The sequence below is a fragment of the Bradyrhizobium neotropicale genome (assembly GCF_001641695.1).
In the GTDB taxonomy this organism is placed as follows: Bacteria; Pseudomonadota; Alphaproteobacteria; order Rhizobiales; family Xanthobacteraceae; genus Bradyrhizobium; species Bradyrhizobium neotropicale.
Map to the genome: position 1 here is coordinate 1 of NZ_LSEF01000074.1, position 15,251 is coordinate 15,251.

Consider the following 15,251-nt stretch of genomic DNA (forward strand, 5'->3'; position numbering starts at 1 on the left):
ACCCACCCTACGAGACTGTGAATCTTTTTGTACCGGGCGTTGGGCGGATGTGATTCTCTGAGCAGGTTGATTGCTGGAGGCAGTGATGTCTGACGACGGACTTTTTGGCGAATTGCCGGAACAGTCGGGGCCACGAACCGAGGAGGTGCCGCGGGGTGGACCTCGGCTGCGCGAGCCTGTTCGCAATCAGATCGAGTTGCGAGCGGTCGATATTGATAGCCTGATCGGGCAGGATCATCCGGCACGGGTGATCTGGGCTTATGTTGAGGGGCTGGACCTGAGCGAGCTGGAGGATCGGGTCAAGGCGAGGGAAAACACGCCCGGCCATCCAGCACCGTCGCCGCGGCTGTTGCTGGCGCTTTGGCTTTACGCCACGAGCGATGGCGTTGGCAGCGCGCGTGCCTTGGACCGACTCTGCGATAGTCACGACGTCTATCGCTGGCTCTGCGGCGGCGTGTCTTTGAACCATCATACGCTGTCGGACTTCCGGGTCGGCTGTGCCGACTTGCTCGACCGTTTGCTGGTCGAACATCTGATGGCCCTGAATGAGGCAGGGCTGGTCGATCTGGAGAAGCTGACTCAGGACGGGGTGCGGATACGGGCGAGTGCGGGAACTGGCTCCTTCCGGCGGGAGGCGACGCTGGATCGGCAGATGGCACAGGCGAAGGCCGTAGTGGAAGAGCTCAGGCGCGAGGTTGATGCGGATCCGGAAGCCAGCAATCGGCGCATCCGGGCTGCCAGGGAGCGTGCGGCGCGGGAACGCAGCGAGCGGGTGCAAGCGGCCCAAGCCGCGCTGGCTGAGATCAGGCGCAAGCGAAAGCAGCTCGACGACAAGGGCGGCAACGGCAAAAAGCCGAAGGAATCACGTGCCTCCACCACTGATCCGCAAGCACGGGTGATGAAGATGGCGGATGCCGGCTTCCGCCCGGCCTACAATGTGCAGGTCGCCAGTGCAGCCGGCGAACTGCTCGTGGTCGCGATCGATGTCGACAACAGCGGCTCAGATCGTGGCTTGATGCGGCCGATGCTGGAGCGAACGCGCGCTCGGCTGAAGCGCTTGCCAGGCCGCTACCTCGCCGATGGCGGGTTCTGCAGTGGCGAGGACATCGAATGGGCGCATGGCGAAGGTGTTGAGATTTACTGTCCTCCCCCCAAATCCAGGAGCGGTGTCGATCCCTTTTTACCCCGGAGCAGCGACGGTCCTGGGGTAGCGGCTTGGCGTGCTCGCATGGCCAGCGAAGCCGGCAAGGCACAGTACCAAGCCCGCACGATCTGCGAATGCATCCATGCCCGATGGCGGAACTGGGACCTCAGGCAATTGACCGTGCGCGGCATCGAGAAGATTCGTGCCGTCGTGCTCTGGTACGCCCTCACCAACAACATCCTGCAAGGACACCGTCTCGCAAAAGCATAGACCGCAGAAGCGGACCCGGCGGCCTGACGCCGCCGGCTTCTTGCCATCAGGGAGCCCTACCGCTCCTTGATGGCAAATGCCGAAACAAAACGAATTGGTTCACAGGCTCTACGGAGTCCCAACTCACCGCCCCGCAAACAGCGCCCGCTCGCGCTCCACGATCTCGCTGATGTAATCCGCCACCGCGCGGATGCGCGCGAGATCCTTGCTGTCGGCGTGCATCAGCATCCAGAAGGTTCGGGTGATCGAGACTTCGTCCCGCAGCACCGGGACGAGCTTCGGATATTCGCTCGCCATGAAATGCGGCAGCACGGCAATGCCGAAGCCGGCCAGCGTGGCGTTGAGCTGCGCGATCAGATTGGCGCTGCGCAAGCGCGCCGAAAGGCGCGGCGCCACCTGCGGCAGATAGTCCAGCTCCGGCGTGAACAGCAGTTCCTCGATATAGCCGACGAAGCGGTGCTGCGGCAGCGCCTCGCGCGAGGTGATCTTGGGGTGGCGGTCGAGATAGGCGGGTGCGGCATAAAGCCCGAGGCGGTAGTCCAGGAGCTTGCGGCCGACGATCCGGCCCTCGTTCGGCATGGTCAGGCTGATGGCGATGTCGGCTTCGCGCTTGGAGAGGCTGAACAGCCGCGCGGTTGCCACAAGTTGCAGGTCGAGATCGGGGTAGCGATCGGCAAAGGCCACGAGCCGCGGTGCCAGGAAGGCGGTGCCGAAGCCATCGGGGGCGCCGATCCGCACCGTGCCGGTCAGCCGCGCCACGGAGCCGCCGACCTGCTCCTGGTTGGCGACGATGGTCGATTCCATCGCCTCGGCGCTGTCGGCGACGCGCTGGCCGGCCTCGGTGAGGAGATAGCCGGTCTTGCGCCGGTCAAACAGCTTTGCCGAGAGGTGCCGTTCCAGCCGGTCGACGCGCCGGATCACCGTGGCATGGTCGACGCCGAGCTGCTTGGCCGCAGCCGAGACCGAGCCACCGCGCACGATGGCCAGCACGAAGCGAAAATCATCCCAGTCGATCGCGCCTTGATCCAGCATTTTCGCACATCTATGGTGCAATATCTCAGACTTGAATCCTATAAAATGCAGGTCAATAGGATTTGTCAAAGCGATCTAACCGTTCCGTGGGAGGAATTCATGCGCGCAGTCGGACATTTCATCGGTGGCAAGGAAGTGAAGGGGACCTCGGGCCGTACCGCTGACGTCTTCGAACCGATGACCGGTGACGTCCAGGCCAAGGTGGCGCTGGCGTCCAAGGCTGAAGTCCGCGCCGCCGTCGAAAACGCGCGTGCCGCGCAGCCGGAGTGGGCCGCGACCAATCCGCAGCGCCGCGCGCGGGTGATGACGAAATTCGTCGAGCTGGTGCAGCGCGACTACGACAAGCTCGCCGAGCTTCTGGCGCGCGAGCACGGCAAGACCGTTCCCGACGCCAAGGGCGACATCCAGCGCGGCCTCGAAGTCGCGGAATTCGCTTGCGGTATTCCGCACCTGATGAAGGGCGAGTACACCGAAGGCGCCGGCCCCGGGATCGACATCTATTCCCTGCGCCAGCCCCTCGGCGTCGTCGCCGGCATCACGCCGTTCAATTTCCCGGCGATGATCCCGATGTGGAAGTTCGCCCCCGCGATCGCCTGCGGTAATGCCTTCATCCTGAAGCCGTCCGAGCGCGACCCCGGCGTGCCGATGAAGCTCGCCGAGCTGATGATCGAGGCGGGCCTGCCGGCCGGCATTCTCAATGTCGTCAACGGCGACAAGGAAGCTGTCGACGCCATCCTCGACGATCCCGACATCAAGGCCGTGGGTTTCGTCGGCTCCACGCCGATCGCCCAGTACATCTACGAGCGCGCCGCGCAGACCGGCAAGCGCTGCCAGTGCTTCGGCGGCGCCAAGAACCACGCCATCATCATGCCCGATGCCGACATGGACCAGGCCGTCGACGCGCTGATCGGCGCGGGCTACGGCTCGGCCGGCGAGCGCTGCATGGCCGTCTCCGTCGCCGTTCCCGTCGGCAAGACCACCGCCGACCGCCTGATGGAAAAGCTGGTTCCGCGCGTCGAGTCGCTCAAGATCGGCACCTCGATCGATCCGTCGGCCGATTACGGCCCGCTGGTGACGCGCGAGGCGGTCGAGAAGGTCAAGAGCTACATCGACATCGGCCTCAAGGAAGGCGCGACTCTCGCGGTCGACGGTCGCGGCTTCAAGATGCAGGGCTACGAGAAGGGTTTCTATCTCGGCGGTTCGCTGTTCGACAACGTCACCAAGGACATGCGGATCTACAAGGAAGAGATCTTCGGCCCCGTGCTCTCGGTCGTGCGTGCGCACGACTACAAGGAAGCGCTGGCGCTGCCGTCGGATCATGACTACGGCAACGGCGTTGCGATCTTCACCCGCGATGGCGATGCCGCGCGCGACTTCGCGGCCAAGGTGAATGTCGGCATGGTCGGCATCAACGTGCCGATCCCGGTGCCGATCGCCTATTACACCTTCGGTGGCTGGAAGAAGTCGGGCTTCGGCGATCTCAACCAGCACGGCCCGGACTCGATCCGCTTCTATACCAAGACCAAGACGGTGACCTCGCGCTGGCCGTCCGGAGTCAAGGAAGGTGCGGAGTTCTCGATCCCGACGATGAAGTAAAGCTGTAGCCCAGCCCGTCATTGCGAGCGCAGCGAAGCAATCCATGTCGCCGCGAAAAGAAAGAATGGATTGCTTCGTCGCTTCGCTCCTCGCAATGACGAGAGAAATGAGCAGCCCAGCATGCAGTTCGCTCTGAACGAGGATCAGATCGCGGTTCGCGACATGGCGTTGGCGTTTGCGGCGGAGAAGATTGCGCCGCACGCGCTGCGCTGGGACGAGGAGAAGCATTTCCCCGTCGACGTCATGCGCGAGGCGGCTACGCTCGGCATGGGCGGCATCTACATCCGCGACGATGTTGGCGGCTCCGCCATGACGCGGTTCGACGCGGCGCTGATTTTCGAGGCGCTCGCGACCGGCTGTCCGACCACAGCGGCCTTCATTTCCATCCACAACATGGCGTCCTGGATGATCGATGCCTACGGCAGTGACACCCAGCGCCAGAAGTGGCTGCCAAGGCTCTGCAGCATGGAGCTGATCGCAAGCTACTGCCTGACCGAGCCGGGCGCAGGCTCGGACGCGGCGGCGCTCCGCACCCGTGCGCTACGCGACGGCGACCATTATGTGTTGAACGGCCAGAAGCAGTTCATCTCGGGTGCCGGCGGCACCGACTTGCTGGTCGCGATGGTGCGGACCGGCGGCGACGGCCCCGGCGGCATCTCGACGCTCGTCATCGACAGCAAGACCCCCGGCGTCTCCTTCGGCGCCAATGAACGCAAGATGGGCTGGAACGCGCAGCCGACCCGCGCCGTGATGTTCGAGAATGCCCGCGTGCCGGTGGCCAACCGGCTGAGCGAGGAGGGCGTCGGCTTCAAGATCGCGATGGCCGGCCTCGACGGCGGCCGTCTCAACATCACCGCGTGCTCGCTCGGCGGGGCGCAGGCCGCGCTCGACAAGGCGCGCAGCTACATGAAGGAGCGCAAGGCCTTCGGCAAGCGGCTCGACGAATTCCAGGCGCTGCAATTTCGCCTCGCCGACATGGCGATCGAGCTGGAAGCTGCGCGCACCTTCCTGTGGCGCGCAGCCGCCGCGCTCGACCGCAAGGATCCGGACGCCACCATGCTCTGTGCGATGGCCAAGCGGTTTGGCACCGACGTCGGGTTCGAGGTCGCCAACCATGCGCTGCAGCTTCACGGCGGCTACGGTTACCTCAGCGAATACGGCATCGAGAAGATCGTGCGCGACCTGCGCGTGCACCAGATCCTCGAAGGCACCAATGAGATCATGCGGCTCATCGTGGCGCGCAAGCTGATCGAGGGCGCGCGATGAATGCAGTGGAAGAGGGCGATCTTGTCGCGCGCGTCGAAGGCTCGGCGGGCGTGATCCGGCTCAATCGCCCCAAGGCGATCAACGCAGTCACGCTGGAGATGTTTCGCGACATCGACAAGGCGCTCGACCGCTTCGAGACCGATCCCGCCGTTGCCGTGATCCTGCTGGAGGGGGCCGGCGAGCGCGGCCTGTGCGCGGGCGGCGATATCCGCGCGCTCTGGGAGAGCTCCAAGGTCAACGGTGATCTCGGCAAGATCCTGTGGCGCGAGGAGTACATCCTCAACGCCCGGATCAAGAAATTCCCGAAGCCCTATGTCGCCTTCATGGACGGCATCGTGATGGGCGGCGGTGTCGGGCTCTCCGCGCATGCCAGCCATCGCGTCGTGACCGATCGCACCAAGCTTGCGATGCCCGAGGTCGGCCTCGGCTTCTTCCCCGATGTCGGCGGCACCTATCTGTTGTCGCGCTCGCCGGGCGAGATCGGTACGTATTTCGGCCTGACCGGCCAGACCATGAACGGTCCGGATGCGATCAATGCGAAGTTTGCCGATGCTGTGGTGCCCGCTTCGAGACTTGAGGCGCTGCGCGAGGCGCTGACGCAGGTTCGTCCCGGCGTAACTGCGGCCGATGGCAACAAGCTCATCAACAGCTTTGCGACCGGTGACGCCGCGGGGCCGGTGGCCGCGAAGCGGGCGATGATCGATGCGCTGTTCGCATTCGACCGGATCGAGGACATCGTCGCCGCGCTCAAACGCGACGGCTCCGAGTTTGCGCAAGCGACGCTGAAGACGCTCAGCGAAAAATCGCCGCGCGGCATGGTGGTGACCTTGAGGCTGCTGCGGCTCGCGCGCAAGGCCTCCAACCTGGAAGAGTGCCTGGTGCGCGAATATCGCGCGGCGCTGGAAGTCTTCCGCAGCGACGATTTCCGTGAGGGTGTGCGCGCGGCCGTGATCGACAAGGACCGCAATCCGACCTGGTCGCCGCCGCGGATCGAGGATGTGACGCCGGAGATGGTTGCACCTTATTTCGCCGAGATCGGCGCCGACGAACTCAAGTTCAACTAACAACGACGTTCAAGCGGAGGATACGAAGATGGCCACGATCGCATTCATCGGTCTCGGCAACATGGGCGGCCCGATGGCGGCCAATCTGGTCAAGGCCGGCCACAAGGTCGTTGCGTTCGACTTGGTCCAGGCTTCGCGTGATCAGGCCAAGGCGGATGGCGCCAGCATCGCCGACAGCGCGACGGGTGCCGTGAAGGGCGCCGACGTCGTCGTCACCATGCTGCCGGCCGGCAAGCACGTCCTCGGCGTCTGGAACGACATCGTCCCCGCCATGGCCAAGGGCGCGCTGGTCATCGACAGCTCGACCATCGACGTCGAAAGCGCGCGGCAGGCGCATGCGCTCGCCGCCAAGCACGGCGTGCTCTCCGTGGACGCGCCGGTCTCCGGCGGCACCGGCGGCGCCAAGGGCGCGAGCCTCACCTTCATGTGCGGCGGCGACGAGCAGGCGTTTTCCGCGGCAAAACCCGTGCTGGAGAAGATGGGCAAGAAGATCGTGCATTGCGGCGGCGCCGGCGCGGGCCAGGCGGCAAAGATCTGCAACAACATGATCCTCGGCATCTCCATGATCGCGGTGAGCGAGGCGTTCGCGCTCGCCGAGAAGCTCGGGCTTTCGCATCAGGCGCTGTTCGACGTCGCCTCGACCTCGTCGGGCCAGTGCTGGTCGCTGACGACCTATTGCCCGGTGCCGGGCCCGGTGCCGACCTCGCCCGCCAACAACGACTACAAGCCGGGCTTTGCGTCGGCGCTGATGGTGAAGGATTTGACGCTCGCGCAGGACGCCGCGAAGGCCGCGGGCGCCGCGACGCCGCTCGGCAGGCATGCGCAGGAGATCTATCAGTCTTTCGACGCAGCCGGTCACGGCGGGGTGGATTTTTCCGGAATTATCAATCACGTTCGTAGCCTCGCTGGAAAATAGCGAGGCTTTCGGGCTACGCTCGAAGGTCAATTCGACGGGCCCGGAACATGACGACATTTCAGGAAGCGCGCGCGTTTCTGCTTCATAACCGTACGGACTACGAGACTGCGGTCAAAGGTTTCCGCTGGCCCGATCCGGTTCCCTTCAACTGGGCGCTCGACTGGTTCGACGCCGAGCTGGCGGCAAATGCGGAAAGCAAGGACCGGCCCGCGCTCTGGATTGTCGATGCCGCGCAAGAGCGCGAGACGAAGCTTTCCTTCGGAACGCTCTCGCGCCGCTCCAACCGGGTCGCGAATTTCCTCCGCGCGCAGGGCCTGAAGCGCGGCGATCATCTCCTGCTGCTGCTCGGTAATGTGGTTCCGCTCTGGGAGACCATGCTCGCGGCCATCAAGCTCGGCGTGGTCGTGATCCCCGCCACGACGCTGCTCACTGCCGATGAACTGCGCGACCGGCTCGACCGCGGCAAGGCGAGGGCGGTGATCGCAGCCCAAGACCAGGTCGCGAAGTTTGCTGGGCTCGGCGCCGAAGGCCTCGTCCGCATCGTGGTCGGTACGGCCGCCGATGGCTGGCTTTCGTACGAAGATGCGGCAACGGCGTCGGAGAGTTTTGCGCCGGACGGGTCAACCAACGCCGATGACCCGATGCTGCTCTATTTCACCTCGGGCACGACGGCGAAGCCAAAGCTCGTGCGGCACAGCCAGCGCAGCTATCCCGTCGGCCATCTCTCGACGATGTATTGGATCGGGCTGAAGCCCGGCGACGTCCATCTCAACATTTCTTCGCCCGGCTGGGCCAAGCATGCCTGGAGCTGCTTCTTCGCGCCCTGGAATGCGGGCGCCACCGTGTTCGTGGTCAACCAACCGCGCTTCGATGCGAAAAACCTGCTCGCCACCATCGGCCGCTGCGGCGTCACCACGCTGTGCGCGCCGCCGACGGTATGGCGGCTGTTCATCCAGGAGGACCTTGCATCCTTCAAAGTCGCCTTGCGCGAGGTCTGCGGCGCCGGCGAGCCGCTCAATCCCGAGGTGATCGATCAGGTGCAGACAGCCTGGGGCCTCACCATCCGCGACGGCTACGGCCAGACCGAGACGACCGCACTTGCCGGCAATTCGCCGGGCCAGAAAGTGAAGGTCGGCTCGATGGGCCGGCCGCTACCCGGCTATCGGGTGCAGGTCAGCGACGCCGACGGCCATCCGGCGAAGGAAGGCGAAGTCACGCTGCTGCTCGGCGCGGACCGTCCGGCCGGCCTGATGCAGGGCTATCAGGGCGACGACGGCAAATTGTCGGGCGCGGAAGGCGCGCTCTATCGCAGCGGCGACGTCGTGTTCGCGGACGAGGAGGGCTATCTCACCTTCGTCGGCCGCTCGGACGATGTCTTCAAATCCTCGGATTACCGCATCAGTCCGTTCGAGCTGGAAAGCGTGCTGCTGGAGCACGATCTGGTCGCGGAGGCCGCCGTGGTGCCAAGCCCGGACCCGATCCGGCTCGCGATTCCCAAGGCCTTCGTGCTGCTGACCTCGGGCGCGGAGCGGACGCCGGAGACGGCGCTGTCGATCTTCAAGCACCTGCACACGCGCCTCGCGCCGTTCAAGCGCATCCGCCGCATCGAGATCGTCACCGAGCTGCCGAAGACGATCTCTGGCAAAATTCGCCGCGTGCAGCTACGCCGGCTCGAACGCGACGACGATCGCGCCGATCCCTTGCGCGGTCGCGAATTCCGGGAAGAGGACTTTCCGGAGCTGCCGAAAAGCAGGGGTGAGACCTAATTGAATCAGGTCTGGATGTCTGCGCGCTCGTCATTCCGGGGCGATGCGACGGGACCGCGCAAGCGCGGCCCGGAGCATCGAGCCCGGAATCCATCGTCCCGCAGAGCCTGTTGCTAAATGGATTCCGGACTCGCGCGCCGCGCGCCCCGGAATGACAGAGGTTGGAGTTACTAATGAACGAAGTCTGGAAGAAGCCGCCGATCTCCCTCGAGGCCTATCAGGCCCTGGTCGGCAAGGAGGTCGGCGTGTCGTCATGGCACCTGATCGACCAGCCCCGCATCGACACCTATGCCGACGTGATCGAGGATCACCAGTTCATCCATGTCGATCCCGAGCGCGCGAAGAAGGAAACGGCGTTCGGCACGACGATCGCGCATGGCTTCCTGACGATGTCGCTGATGTCGATCATGTCCTACGAGGTGATGCCGGTCATCGCCGGTACCACGATGGGCGTGAATTACGGTTTCGATAAGCTGCGCTTCATCTCGCCCGTGCGTTCGGGCAGGCGCGTCCGCGGCCGTTTCGTGCTGGCCGAGGCCAAGCTGCGGAAGCCCAACGAATTGCAGTCGCGCACCAATGTCACGGTGGAGATCGAAGGCGAGGACAAGCCGGCGCTGGTCGCCGAGTGGCTGGGGCTGATCTATTTCGCCTGACGCTGCCCGTCATTGCCGGGCTTGACCCGGCAATCCATCGCTGCTCAAAAGCTCTCCAAATCGGTGCGCTCGGACCCTCTCCCTGGAGGGTGCCTCGCGGAACGCGAGGAAGACAGAACAGGAACTGCACTCATGGCAATCAGGTTTGATGGACGCGTCGCCATCGTCACCGGCGCGGGCAATGGTCTGGGGCGGGCGCATGCGCTGGGGCTGGCGAGCCGCGGCGCCAAGGTCGTGGTCAACGATTTCGGCGGCGCGCGCGACGGCACCGGTGGTTCGCTCTCGCCGGCGGAAGCCGTAGTCGAGGAGATCCGCAAAGCCGGCGGCATCGCGATGGCCGACGGCGCCGACGTCTCGAATTTCGAGCAGGTCACCGCCATGGTCGAGCGCGCCACCAAGGAATGGGGCAGCGTCGACCTCATGTGCGCCAATGCGGGCATCCTGCGCGACAAGTCGTTCGGCAAGATGGAGGCCGCCGATTTCCAGAAGGTGCTCGACGTGCATCTCGTCGGCACCTTCTACTGCTGCAAGGCGGCCTGGGCCGGCATGCGCGACCGCAACTACGGCCGCATCGTGCTGACCACCTCGTCCTCCGGCCTCTACGGCAATTTCGGCCAGGCCAATTACGGTGCGGCGAAGTCCGGCATGGTCGGACTGATGAACGTGCTGGCCGAGGAGGGCCGCAAGAGCGACATCCGCGTCAACATCATCTCGCCGACGGCGGCCACCCGCATGACCGAGGAGCTGTTGCCGCCGCAGGCGCTGCAATTGATGAAGCCGAACGCGATCACGCCCGCGGTCGAATATCTCCTCAGCGAGGACGCACCCACCCGCACCATCATGGGCGCCGGCGCCGGCTCCTTCGCGGTGATCAAGATCATGGAGAGCGAGGGGATCAACCTGCCGGAGGCCGAATGGACGCCGGACGCCATCGCCGCGCATTTCGCCGAGATCAGCGACATGTCGAAGGCCAAGGCGCTCACCGGCGCGTTCGAGCAGACGCAGAAGTACGTCGCGCAGGCCGCGGCCCGTGCTGGAATCAAGCTCTAACCACCGTCATTCCGGGCGCCCGCAGGGCGAACCCGGAATCAATCCAGCCGCAAAATCCGTCGCCCAATGTATTCCGGGCTCGCGCCCAAACGGGCGACCCCCGGAATGACGAGCCTCTTTGTTGGGCGAGAATCTGGCCTAAACTCCCGCCATGGCCTCAACTGAAAACCACGTCGCGATCATCGGCGCCGGTCCCGCCGGGCTGATGGCGGCGGAGGTGCTGGCGCAGGGCGGCGCCCGTGTCACCGTGTACGACGCGATGCCGTCTGCGGGCCGCAAGTTCCTGATGGCCGGCCGTGGCGGGCTCAACCTCACCCATAGCGAGGCGCTGCCGCAGTTCATCGCGCGCTACCGCGAGGCGGCACTGAGGCTGCAAGCTGCGATCGAAGCGTTCCCGCCGGAGGCGCTGCGCGCCTGGTGCGAGGCGCTGGGCGAACCGACCTTCATCGGTTCCAGCGGCCGCGTCTTTCCGAAGGCGTTCAAGGCTTCGCCTTTGCTGCGCGCCTGGCTGCGCCGGCTCGATGCCGCCGGCGTGCGCTTTGCCTTTCGCCAGCGCTGGACCGGCTGGGATGACGAGGGGCGGTTGCTGTTTCAAACACCCGGCGGCACGTCCGCTGTTGCCGCCGACGCCACGGTGCTCGCACTCGGCGGCGCAAGCTGGCCGCGCTTGGGCTCCGACGGCGGCTGGACGACAATCCTCACCGGCAAGGGTGTTGCGATCGCGCCGCTGCGGCCCGCGAATTGCGGCTTCACGATCGCCTGGTCGGACGTCTTCCGTACGCGGTTCGAAGGCCAGCCGCTCAAGGGCATCGCACTGAGCTTCGGCCCGCATGGCGTGCGTGGTGAGGCCATCATCACGCGCGCGGGCATCGAGGGCGGCGCGATCTACGCGCTGTCCGCCGAATTACGCGAAGTGATCGCAGCGAAGGGCGAGACGATCCTGAAGATCGCCTTGCGGCCCGACGTCGACCGGGCCGAGCTCGCCAAGCGCTTGTCTGCGCCACGCGGCAAGCAGTCGTTCTCCAACTTCTTGCGCAAGGCAGCGCAGCTTTCGCCCGTTGCGGTCGGACTGCTCCAGGAGGCGACGATCAGCGCTGGCCAGTCGCTATCGGCAATGCCGCCCGAACGAATGGCAGAGCTCATCAAGGCCGTGCCGATCAGGCTCACCGGTGTTGCGCCGATCGCGCGTGCGGTCTCCAGCGCCGGCGGCATCGCTCTCGACGAGCTCGATGCCGATTACATGATCGGCAAGTTGCCCGGCGTGTTCGCTGCCGGCGAGATGCTGGACTGGGAAGCACCCACGGGCGGCTATCTGCTTCAGGCCGCGTTTGCGACGGGTGTTACCGCAGGCACGGGCGTCTTGAGATGGCTAGCTCGCTAAACACCATCATTGCGAGCGCAGCGAAGCAATCCAGGAATCTTTCCGCGGTGACACTCTGGATTGCTTCGCTGCGCTCGCAATGACGATCGCGGAGGCGACGTCGCTTTACCGCAGCTTGCCTCTTGCGGCCACCGGCAGCGCGCCGATGATCTCCTCGCCGCGGACCATCACCACCTCGTCCATCATGTTGACGACGACGCAGACGTGATTGGGCACGATGCGCACGACGTCGCCGACATTGGGGCGGGTGTTGCTGCGGGAGAGGTCGAGGAAGCCGTGCTCCTCGGCGAAGCGTGCGATCTTGGCTTCGGGGTGTTCCAGGATCAGGCCGTGGCCGTCGAGGCCGCCGGTGTCGGTGGTGAGCGTCTTCGAGCCGGCGTCGAGGATGCCGCGCTCGGGCGCGGCGCGGCTGACGACCGTCGAATAGATGTGCAGCGCGCAGTCGTCCCAGGTGGCGGAGCCGGCCGCGACCTGCATGCGGTCGTTGTAGATGTAGGTGCCGAAGCGGTGCTCGGTGCCGCCCTTGAGCTTGCCGAGATTGACGAGATTCGGCGTGCCGCCGGTCGACACGATCGTGGCGTCCAGCCCGTGCGCGCGCACGCCGGCCAGTGCCTCGTCGTAGAATTTCTGTGCCTCGGCCCAGCCGGTCTCGGTCGGGTAGAGCATGAAGCCCGCAAATTGCAGGCCCTTGGACGCCGCGATCTCGCGCGCGAGTGCGATCGCCTCGGCCGGCGTCTCGACGCCGGCGCGCTTGCGCCCCGTATCACATTCCACCACCACCGATAGCGGCCGGCCCGAGGCGGCGGCAGCCTTGGGCAGGCCGGCGATGACCGTCGAATTGTCGGCGGCCACGGTCATATTGGCTTTTGCCAGCAGCGCGCCCAGCCGCGCTATTTTCTCCTCGCCCAGCAGATTGTAGCTGATCAGGATGTTGTCGATGCCGGCATTGGCCATGATCTCGGCCTCGCCGAGCTTCTGGCAGGTGATGCCCTTGGCGCCGGCCGCGATCTGCATCTTCGCGAGTGTCGGGTTCTTGTGCGTCTTGATGTGCGGCCGGTTGGCAACGCCGGCGTCGTCGCAAGCTTTTTGAATGCGCGCGATGTTGCGCTCGACCTTGTCCATGTCGATGACGGCACAGGGCGTGCCATATTCACGGGCGATCTTGGCGGCGAGGGGAGTGGTCATCTGATCTCTCTGTTTTCGGTCCCGTAGGATGGGTAGAGCGAAGCGGAACCCATCAGAACCAATCCCGTTGTGCGATGGGTTTGGCTGCGCTCTACCCATCCTACAAATTTTGCGACCTAAGCCTGCTCTATTTCTTCGCGGAGCATTTCCAGTTCAAGCCAGCGTTCTTCCGCAGCGGAAAGTTCCTCATGCGCCTTGGCGATGGCGGTGGAGGTATCGTCGAATTTCTTGCGATCCTTGGCGTAGAGGTTGGGATCGTCCAGCACGCGCTGCAGTTTTGCAATATCGGCGTGAAGCGTGTCGATCTTCTTGGGCAGCGTTTCGAGCGCGTGCTTCTCATTGAAGCTCAGCCGCCGTTTTGGTGCGGACGCCGGAGCGGCGGGCCGCTCCTCCTTCTTCTCCGCAACCGGCTGGGCCTTCGCCGTCTCGCGCTTCAGGTCGGCGCCACGCTGCCCCAGCATGTCGCTGTAGCCGCCGGCATATTCGATCCATTTGCCGTTGCCCTCGGGCGCGATCACGGAGGTGACGACGCGATCGAGGAAATCGCGGTCGTGGCTGATCAGGATCACCGTGCCTTCGTAGTCGCCGAGCATCTCTTCCAGCACGTCGAGCGTTTCGAGATCGAGGTCGTTGGTCGGCTCGTCCAGCACCAAGAGGTTCGACGGCTTTGCCAGGGCGCGCGCCAGCATCAGCCGGCCGCGCTCGCCGCCGGAGAGTACCTCGAGCGGTGTGCCGCGCTGTTCCTGCGCGAACAGAAAGTCCTTCATGTAGCCGACGACGTGCTTCGGCTTGCCGCCGACCATGACGTGGTCGCCGCGGCCGCCGGTCAGGGCCTCCGCCAGCGTCGACTTGGGATCGAGGCTTTCGCGGTGCTGGTCGAGGGTCGCCATCTCCAGATTGGCGCCTAACCGTACGGTGCCGGAGTCGGGCTCGGTGCCGCCGGTGAGCAGATTGACCAGCGTGGTCTTGCCGGCGCCGTTCGGCCCGATGATGCCGAGCCGGTCGCCGCGCTGGATACGCGTTGAGAAATTCTCGACGATCGGGCGCTCGCCATAGGCCTTGGTGACGCCCTTGGCCTCGATCACCAGCTTGCCGGATTGCTCTGCTTCCGCCGCCGCGAGATTGGCGCTGCCGGCCGTGCCGCGATAGTTGCGCCGCTGATCGCGCAGCGCGTGGAGATTGGCGAGGCGCTTGACGTTGCGCTTGCGGCGGCCGGAGACGCCGTGGCGCAGCCAATGCTCCTCGTCGACGATCTTGCGGTCGAGCTTGTGCTGGTCGCGCTCCTCTTCCGCCAGCACCTCGTCACGCCAGCTCTCGAACGACGCAAAGCCGCGATCGATCTGCTTGATCCGGCCGCGGTCGAGCCAGGCCGTGGAGCGCGAGAGATTGGTGAGGAAGCGACGGTCGTGGCTGATCAGCACCAGCGCGCTGCGCCGGCTGTCGAGCTCCTTTTCCAGCCATTCGATCGTGGTGAGGTCGAGATGGTTGGTCGGCTCGTCCAGAAGCAGAATGTCGGGCGAGGGGGCCAGCACCCGCGCAAGCGCCGCGCGGCGCGCTTCGCCGCCGGAGAGGTTTACGGGGTTCTCCTCGCCGGTCAGCCCAAGCTGCTCCAGCAGATAGCGGGCCTGGTGATGGTCGTCGCCGGGCGCGAGCCCGGCCTCGACGTAAGCAAGCGTGGTCTTGTGGTCGCCAAAATCCGGCTCCTGCGGCAGGTAGCGAACCGTCGCGCCCGGCTGCACGAAGCGCGTGCCGCCGTCGGGCTCGACGAGGCCAGCCGCAATCTTCAGCAGCGTCGACTTGCCCGAGCCGTTGCGGCCGATCAGGCAGACGCGCTCGCCTGGCGCCACATTGAGCTCGACGCCGCTCAGGAGCGGCGTGCCGCCAAAGGTCAGCCTGACGTCCTTCAGTTGGATCAGCGGTGGCGCCAT

The 15,251-nt window shown here is 65.3% G+C and carries 12 protein-coding genes; 9 read left to right on the plus strand and 3 right to left on the minus strand.

From position 1 onward, the window contains the following. The first annotated feature begins 85 nt into the window (after positions 1-85). Positions 86-1,414 carry an IS1182-like element ISBne1 family transposase gene (locus AXW67_RS24515; protein WP_076611901.1) on the plus strand — a complete coding sequence of 443 codons (1,329 nt, stop codon included), beginning with the start codon at positions 86-88 and terminating at the stop codon, positions 1,412-1,414. 123 nt (positions 1,415-1,537) lie between these two features. Here the strand turns inward: AXW67_RS24515 and AXW67_RS24520 are convergent, their stop codons facing one another. Then, positions 1,538-2,446, minus strand: a complete 909-nt coding sequence (locus tag AXW67_RS24520) for a LysR family transcriptional regulator (RefSeq protein WP_063679935.1) — start codon at positions 2,444-2,446, stop codon at positions 1,538-1,540. Between the two features lie 99 nt (positions 2,447-2,545). Between AXW67_RS24520 and AXW67_RS24525 the strand changes: the two genes are divergently transcribed. The 8 genes from AXW67_RS24525 (at position 2,546) to AXW67_RS24560 (ending at position 12,138) form a co-directional block, all read left to right on the plus strand. Beyond that, complete coding sequence (locus AXW67_RS24525) at positions 2,546-4,042, plus strand: CoA-acylating methylmalonate-semialdehyde dehydrogenase (protein ID WP_063679936.1); 1,497 nt, start codon at positions 2,546-2,548, stop codon at positions 4,040-4,042. A gap of 120 nt (positions 4,043-4,162) precedes the next feature. Further along, complete coding sequence (locus tag AXW67_RS24530) at positions 4,163-5,308, plus strand: isobutyryl-CoA dehydrogenase (protein ID WP_063679937.1); 1,146 nt, start codon at positions 4,163-4,165, stop codon at positions 5,306-5,308. Further along, positions 5,305-6,372 (plus strand): enoyl-CoA hydratase/isomerase family protein, encoded by a 1,068-nt coding sequence (locus AXW67_RS24535; protein ID WP_063679938.1) that lies wholly within the window; start codon positions 5,305-5,307, stop codon positions 6,370-6,372. Before AXW67_RS24530 ends, AXW67_RS24535 begins: the two co-directional genes overlap by 4 nt. Before the next feature lie 28 nt (positions 6,373-6,400). Next, a complete protein-coding gene (gene mmsB / locus AXW67_RS24540; RefSeq protein WP_063679939.1) occupies positions 6,401-7,288 on the plus strand; it encodes a 3-hydroxyisobutyrate dehydrogenase in 888 nt (295 codons plus the stop codon). 47 nt (positions 7,289-7,335) lie between these two features. Beyond that, entirely contained in the window at positions 7,336-9,054 is a 1,719-nt protein-coding gene (locus AXW67_RS24545; RefSeq protein ID WP_063679940.1) for an AMP-binding protein, read from the plus strand. 173 nt (positions 9,055-9,227) lie between these two features. Continuing rightward, positions 9,228-9,707 (plus strand): MaoC family dehydratase, encoded by a 480-nt coding sequence (locus tag AXW67_RS24550; protein WP_027551549.1) that lies wholly within the window; start codon positions 9,228-9,230, stop codon positions 9,705-9,707. 132 nt (positions 9,708-9,839) lie between these two features. Next, entirely contained in the window at positions 9,840-10,757 is a 918-nt protein-coding gene (locus AXW67_RS24555) for an SDR family NAD(P)-dependent oxidoreductase (protein WP_027551548.1), read from the plus strand. Between the two features lie 151 nt (positions 10,758-10,908). Beyond that, positions 10,909-12,138 (plus strand): BaiN/RdsA family NAD(P)/FAD-dependent oxidoreductase, encoded by a 1,230-nt coding sequence (locus tag AXW67_RS24560; protein ID WP_063679941.1) that lies wholly within the window; start codon positions 10,909-10,911, stop codon positions 12,136-12,138. A 105-nt stretch (positions 12,139-12,243) separates the two neighbouring features. On the opposite strand, the gene AXW67_RS24565 is transcribed toward AXW67_RS24560, so the two are convergent. Together AXW67_RS24565 and AXW67_RS24570 are read right to left on the minus strand one after the other, a co-directional pair. Then, positions 12,244-13,323, minus strand: a complete 1,080-nt coding sequence (locus AXW67_RS24565) for a D-TA family PLP-dependent enzyme (RefSeq protein ID WP_063679942.1) — start codon at positions 13,321-13,323, stop codon at positions 12,244-12,246. A gap of 116 nt (positions 13,324-13,439) precedes the next feature. Continuing rightward, entirely contained in the window at positions 13,440-15,251 is a 1,812-nt protein-coding gene (locus AXW67_RS24570; protein WP_063679943.1) for an ABC-F family ATP-binding cassette domain-containing protein, read from the minus strand.

What these genes read in the sequence shown, in the direction of transcription:
- AXW67_RS24560 (WP_063679941.1), top strand. Translation starts at nt 10,909, where the DNA reads ATGGCCTCAACTGAAAACCACGTCGCGATCATCGGCGCCGGTCCCGCC.
- AXW67_RS24535 (WP_063679938.1), top strand. Translation starts at nt 5,305, where the DNA reads ATGAATGCAGTGGAAGAGGGCGATCTTGTCGCGCGCGTCGAAGGCTCG.
- AXW67_RS24555 (WP_027551548.1), top strand. Translation starts at nt 9,840, where the DNA reads ATGGCAATCAGGTTTGATGGACGCGTCGCCATCGTCACCGGCGCGGGC.
- AXW67_RS24520 (WP_063679935.1), bottom strand. Translation starts at nt 2,446, where the DNA reads ATGCTGGATCAAGGCGCGATCGACTGGGATGATTTTCGCTTCGTGCTG.
- AXW67_RS24570 (WP_063679943.1), bottom strand. Translation starts at nt 15,251, where the DNA reads ATGGCGCCACCGCTGATCCAACTGAAGGACGTCAGGCTGACCTTTGGC.
- AXW67_RS24545 (WP_063679940.1), top strand. Translation starts at nt 7,336, where the DNA reads ATGACGACATTTCAGGAAGCGCGCGCGTTTCTGCTTCATAACCGTACG.
- AXW67_RS24515 (WP_076611901.1), top strand. Translation starts at nt 86, where the DNA reads ATGTCTGACGACGGACTTTTTGGCGAATTGCCGGAACAGTCGGGGCCA.
- AXW67_RS24550 (WP_027551549.1), top strand. Translation starts at nt 9,228, where the DNA reads ATGAACGAAGTCTGGAAGAAGCCGCCGATCTCCCTCGAGGCCTATCAG.
- mmsB (WP_063679939.1), top strand. Translation starts at nt 6,401, where the DNA reads ATGGCCACGATCGCATTCATCGGTCTCGGCAACATGGGCGGCCCGATG.
- AXW67_RS24565 (WP_063679942.1), bottom strand. Translation starts at nt 13,323, where the DNA reads ATGACCACTCCCCTCGCCGCCAAGATCGCCCGTGAATATGGCACGCCC.
- AXW67_RS24525 (WP_063679936.1), top strand. Translation starts at nt 2,546, where the DNA reads ATGCGCGCAGTCGGACATTTCATCGGTGGCAAGGAAGTGAAGGGGACC.
- AXW67_RS24530 (WP_063679937.1), top strand. Translation starts at nt 4,163, where the DNA reads ATGCAGTTCGCTCTGAACGAGGATCAGATCGCGGTTCGCGACATGGCG.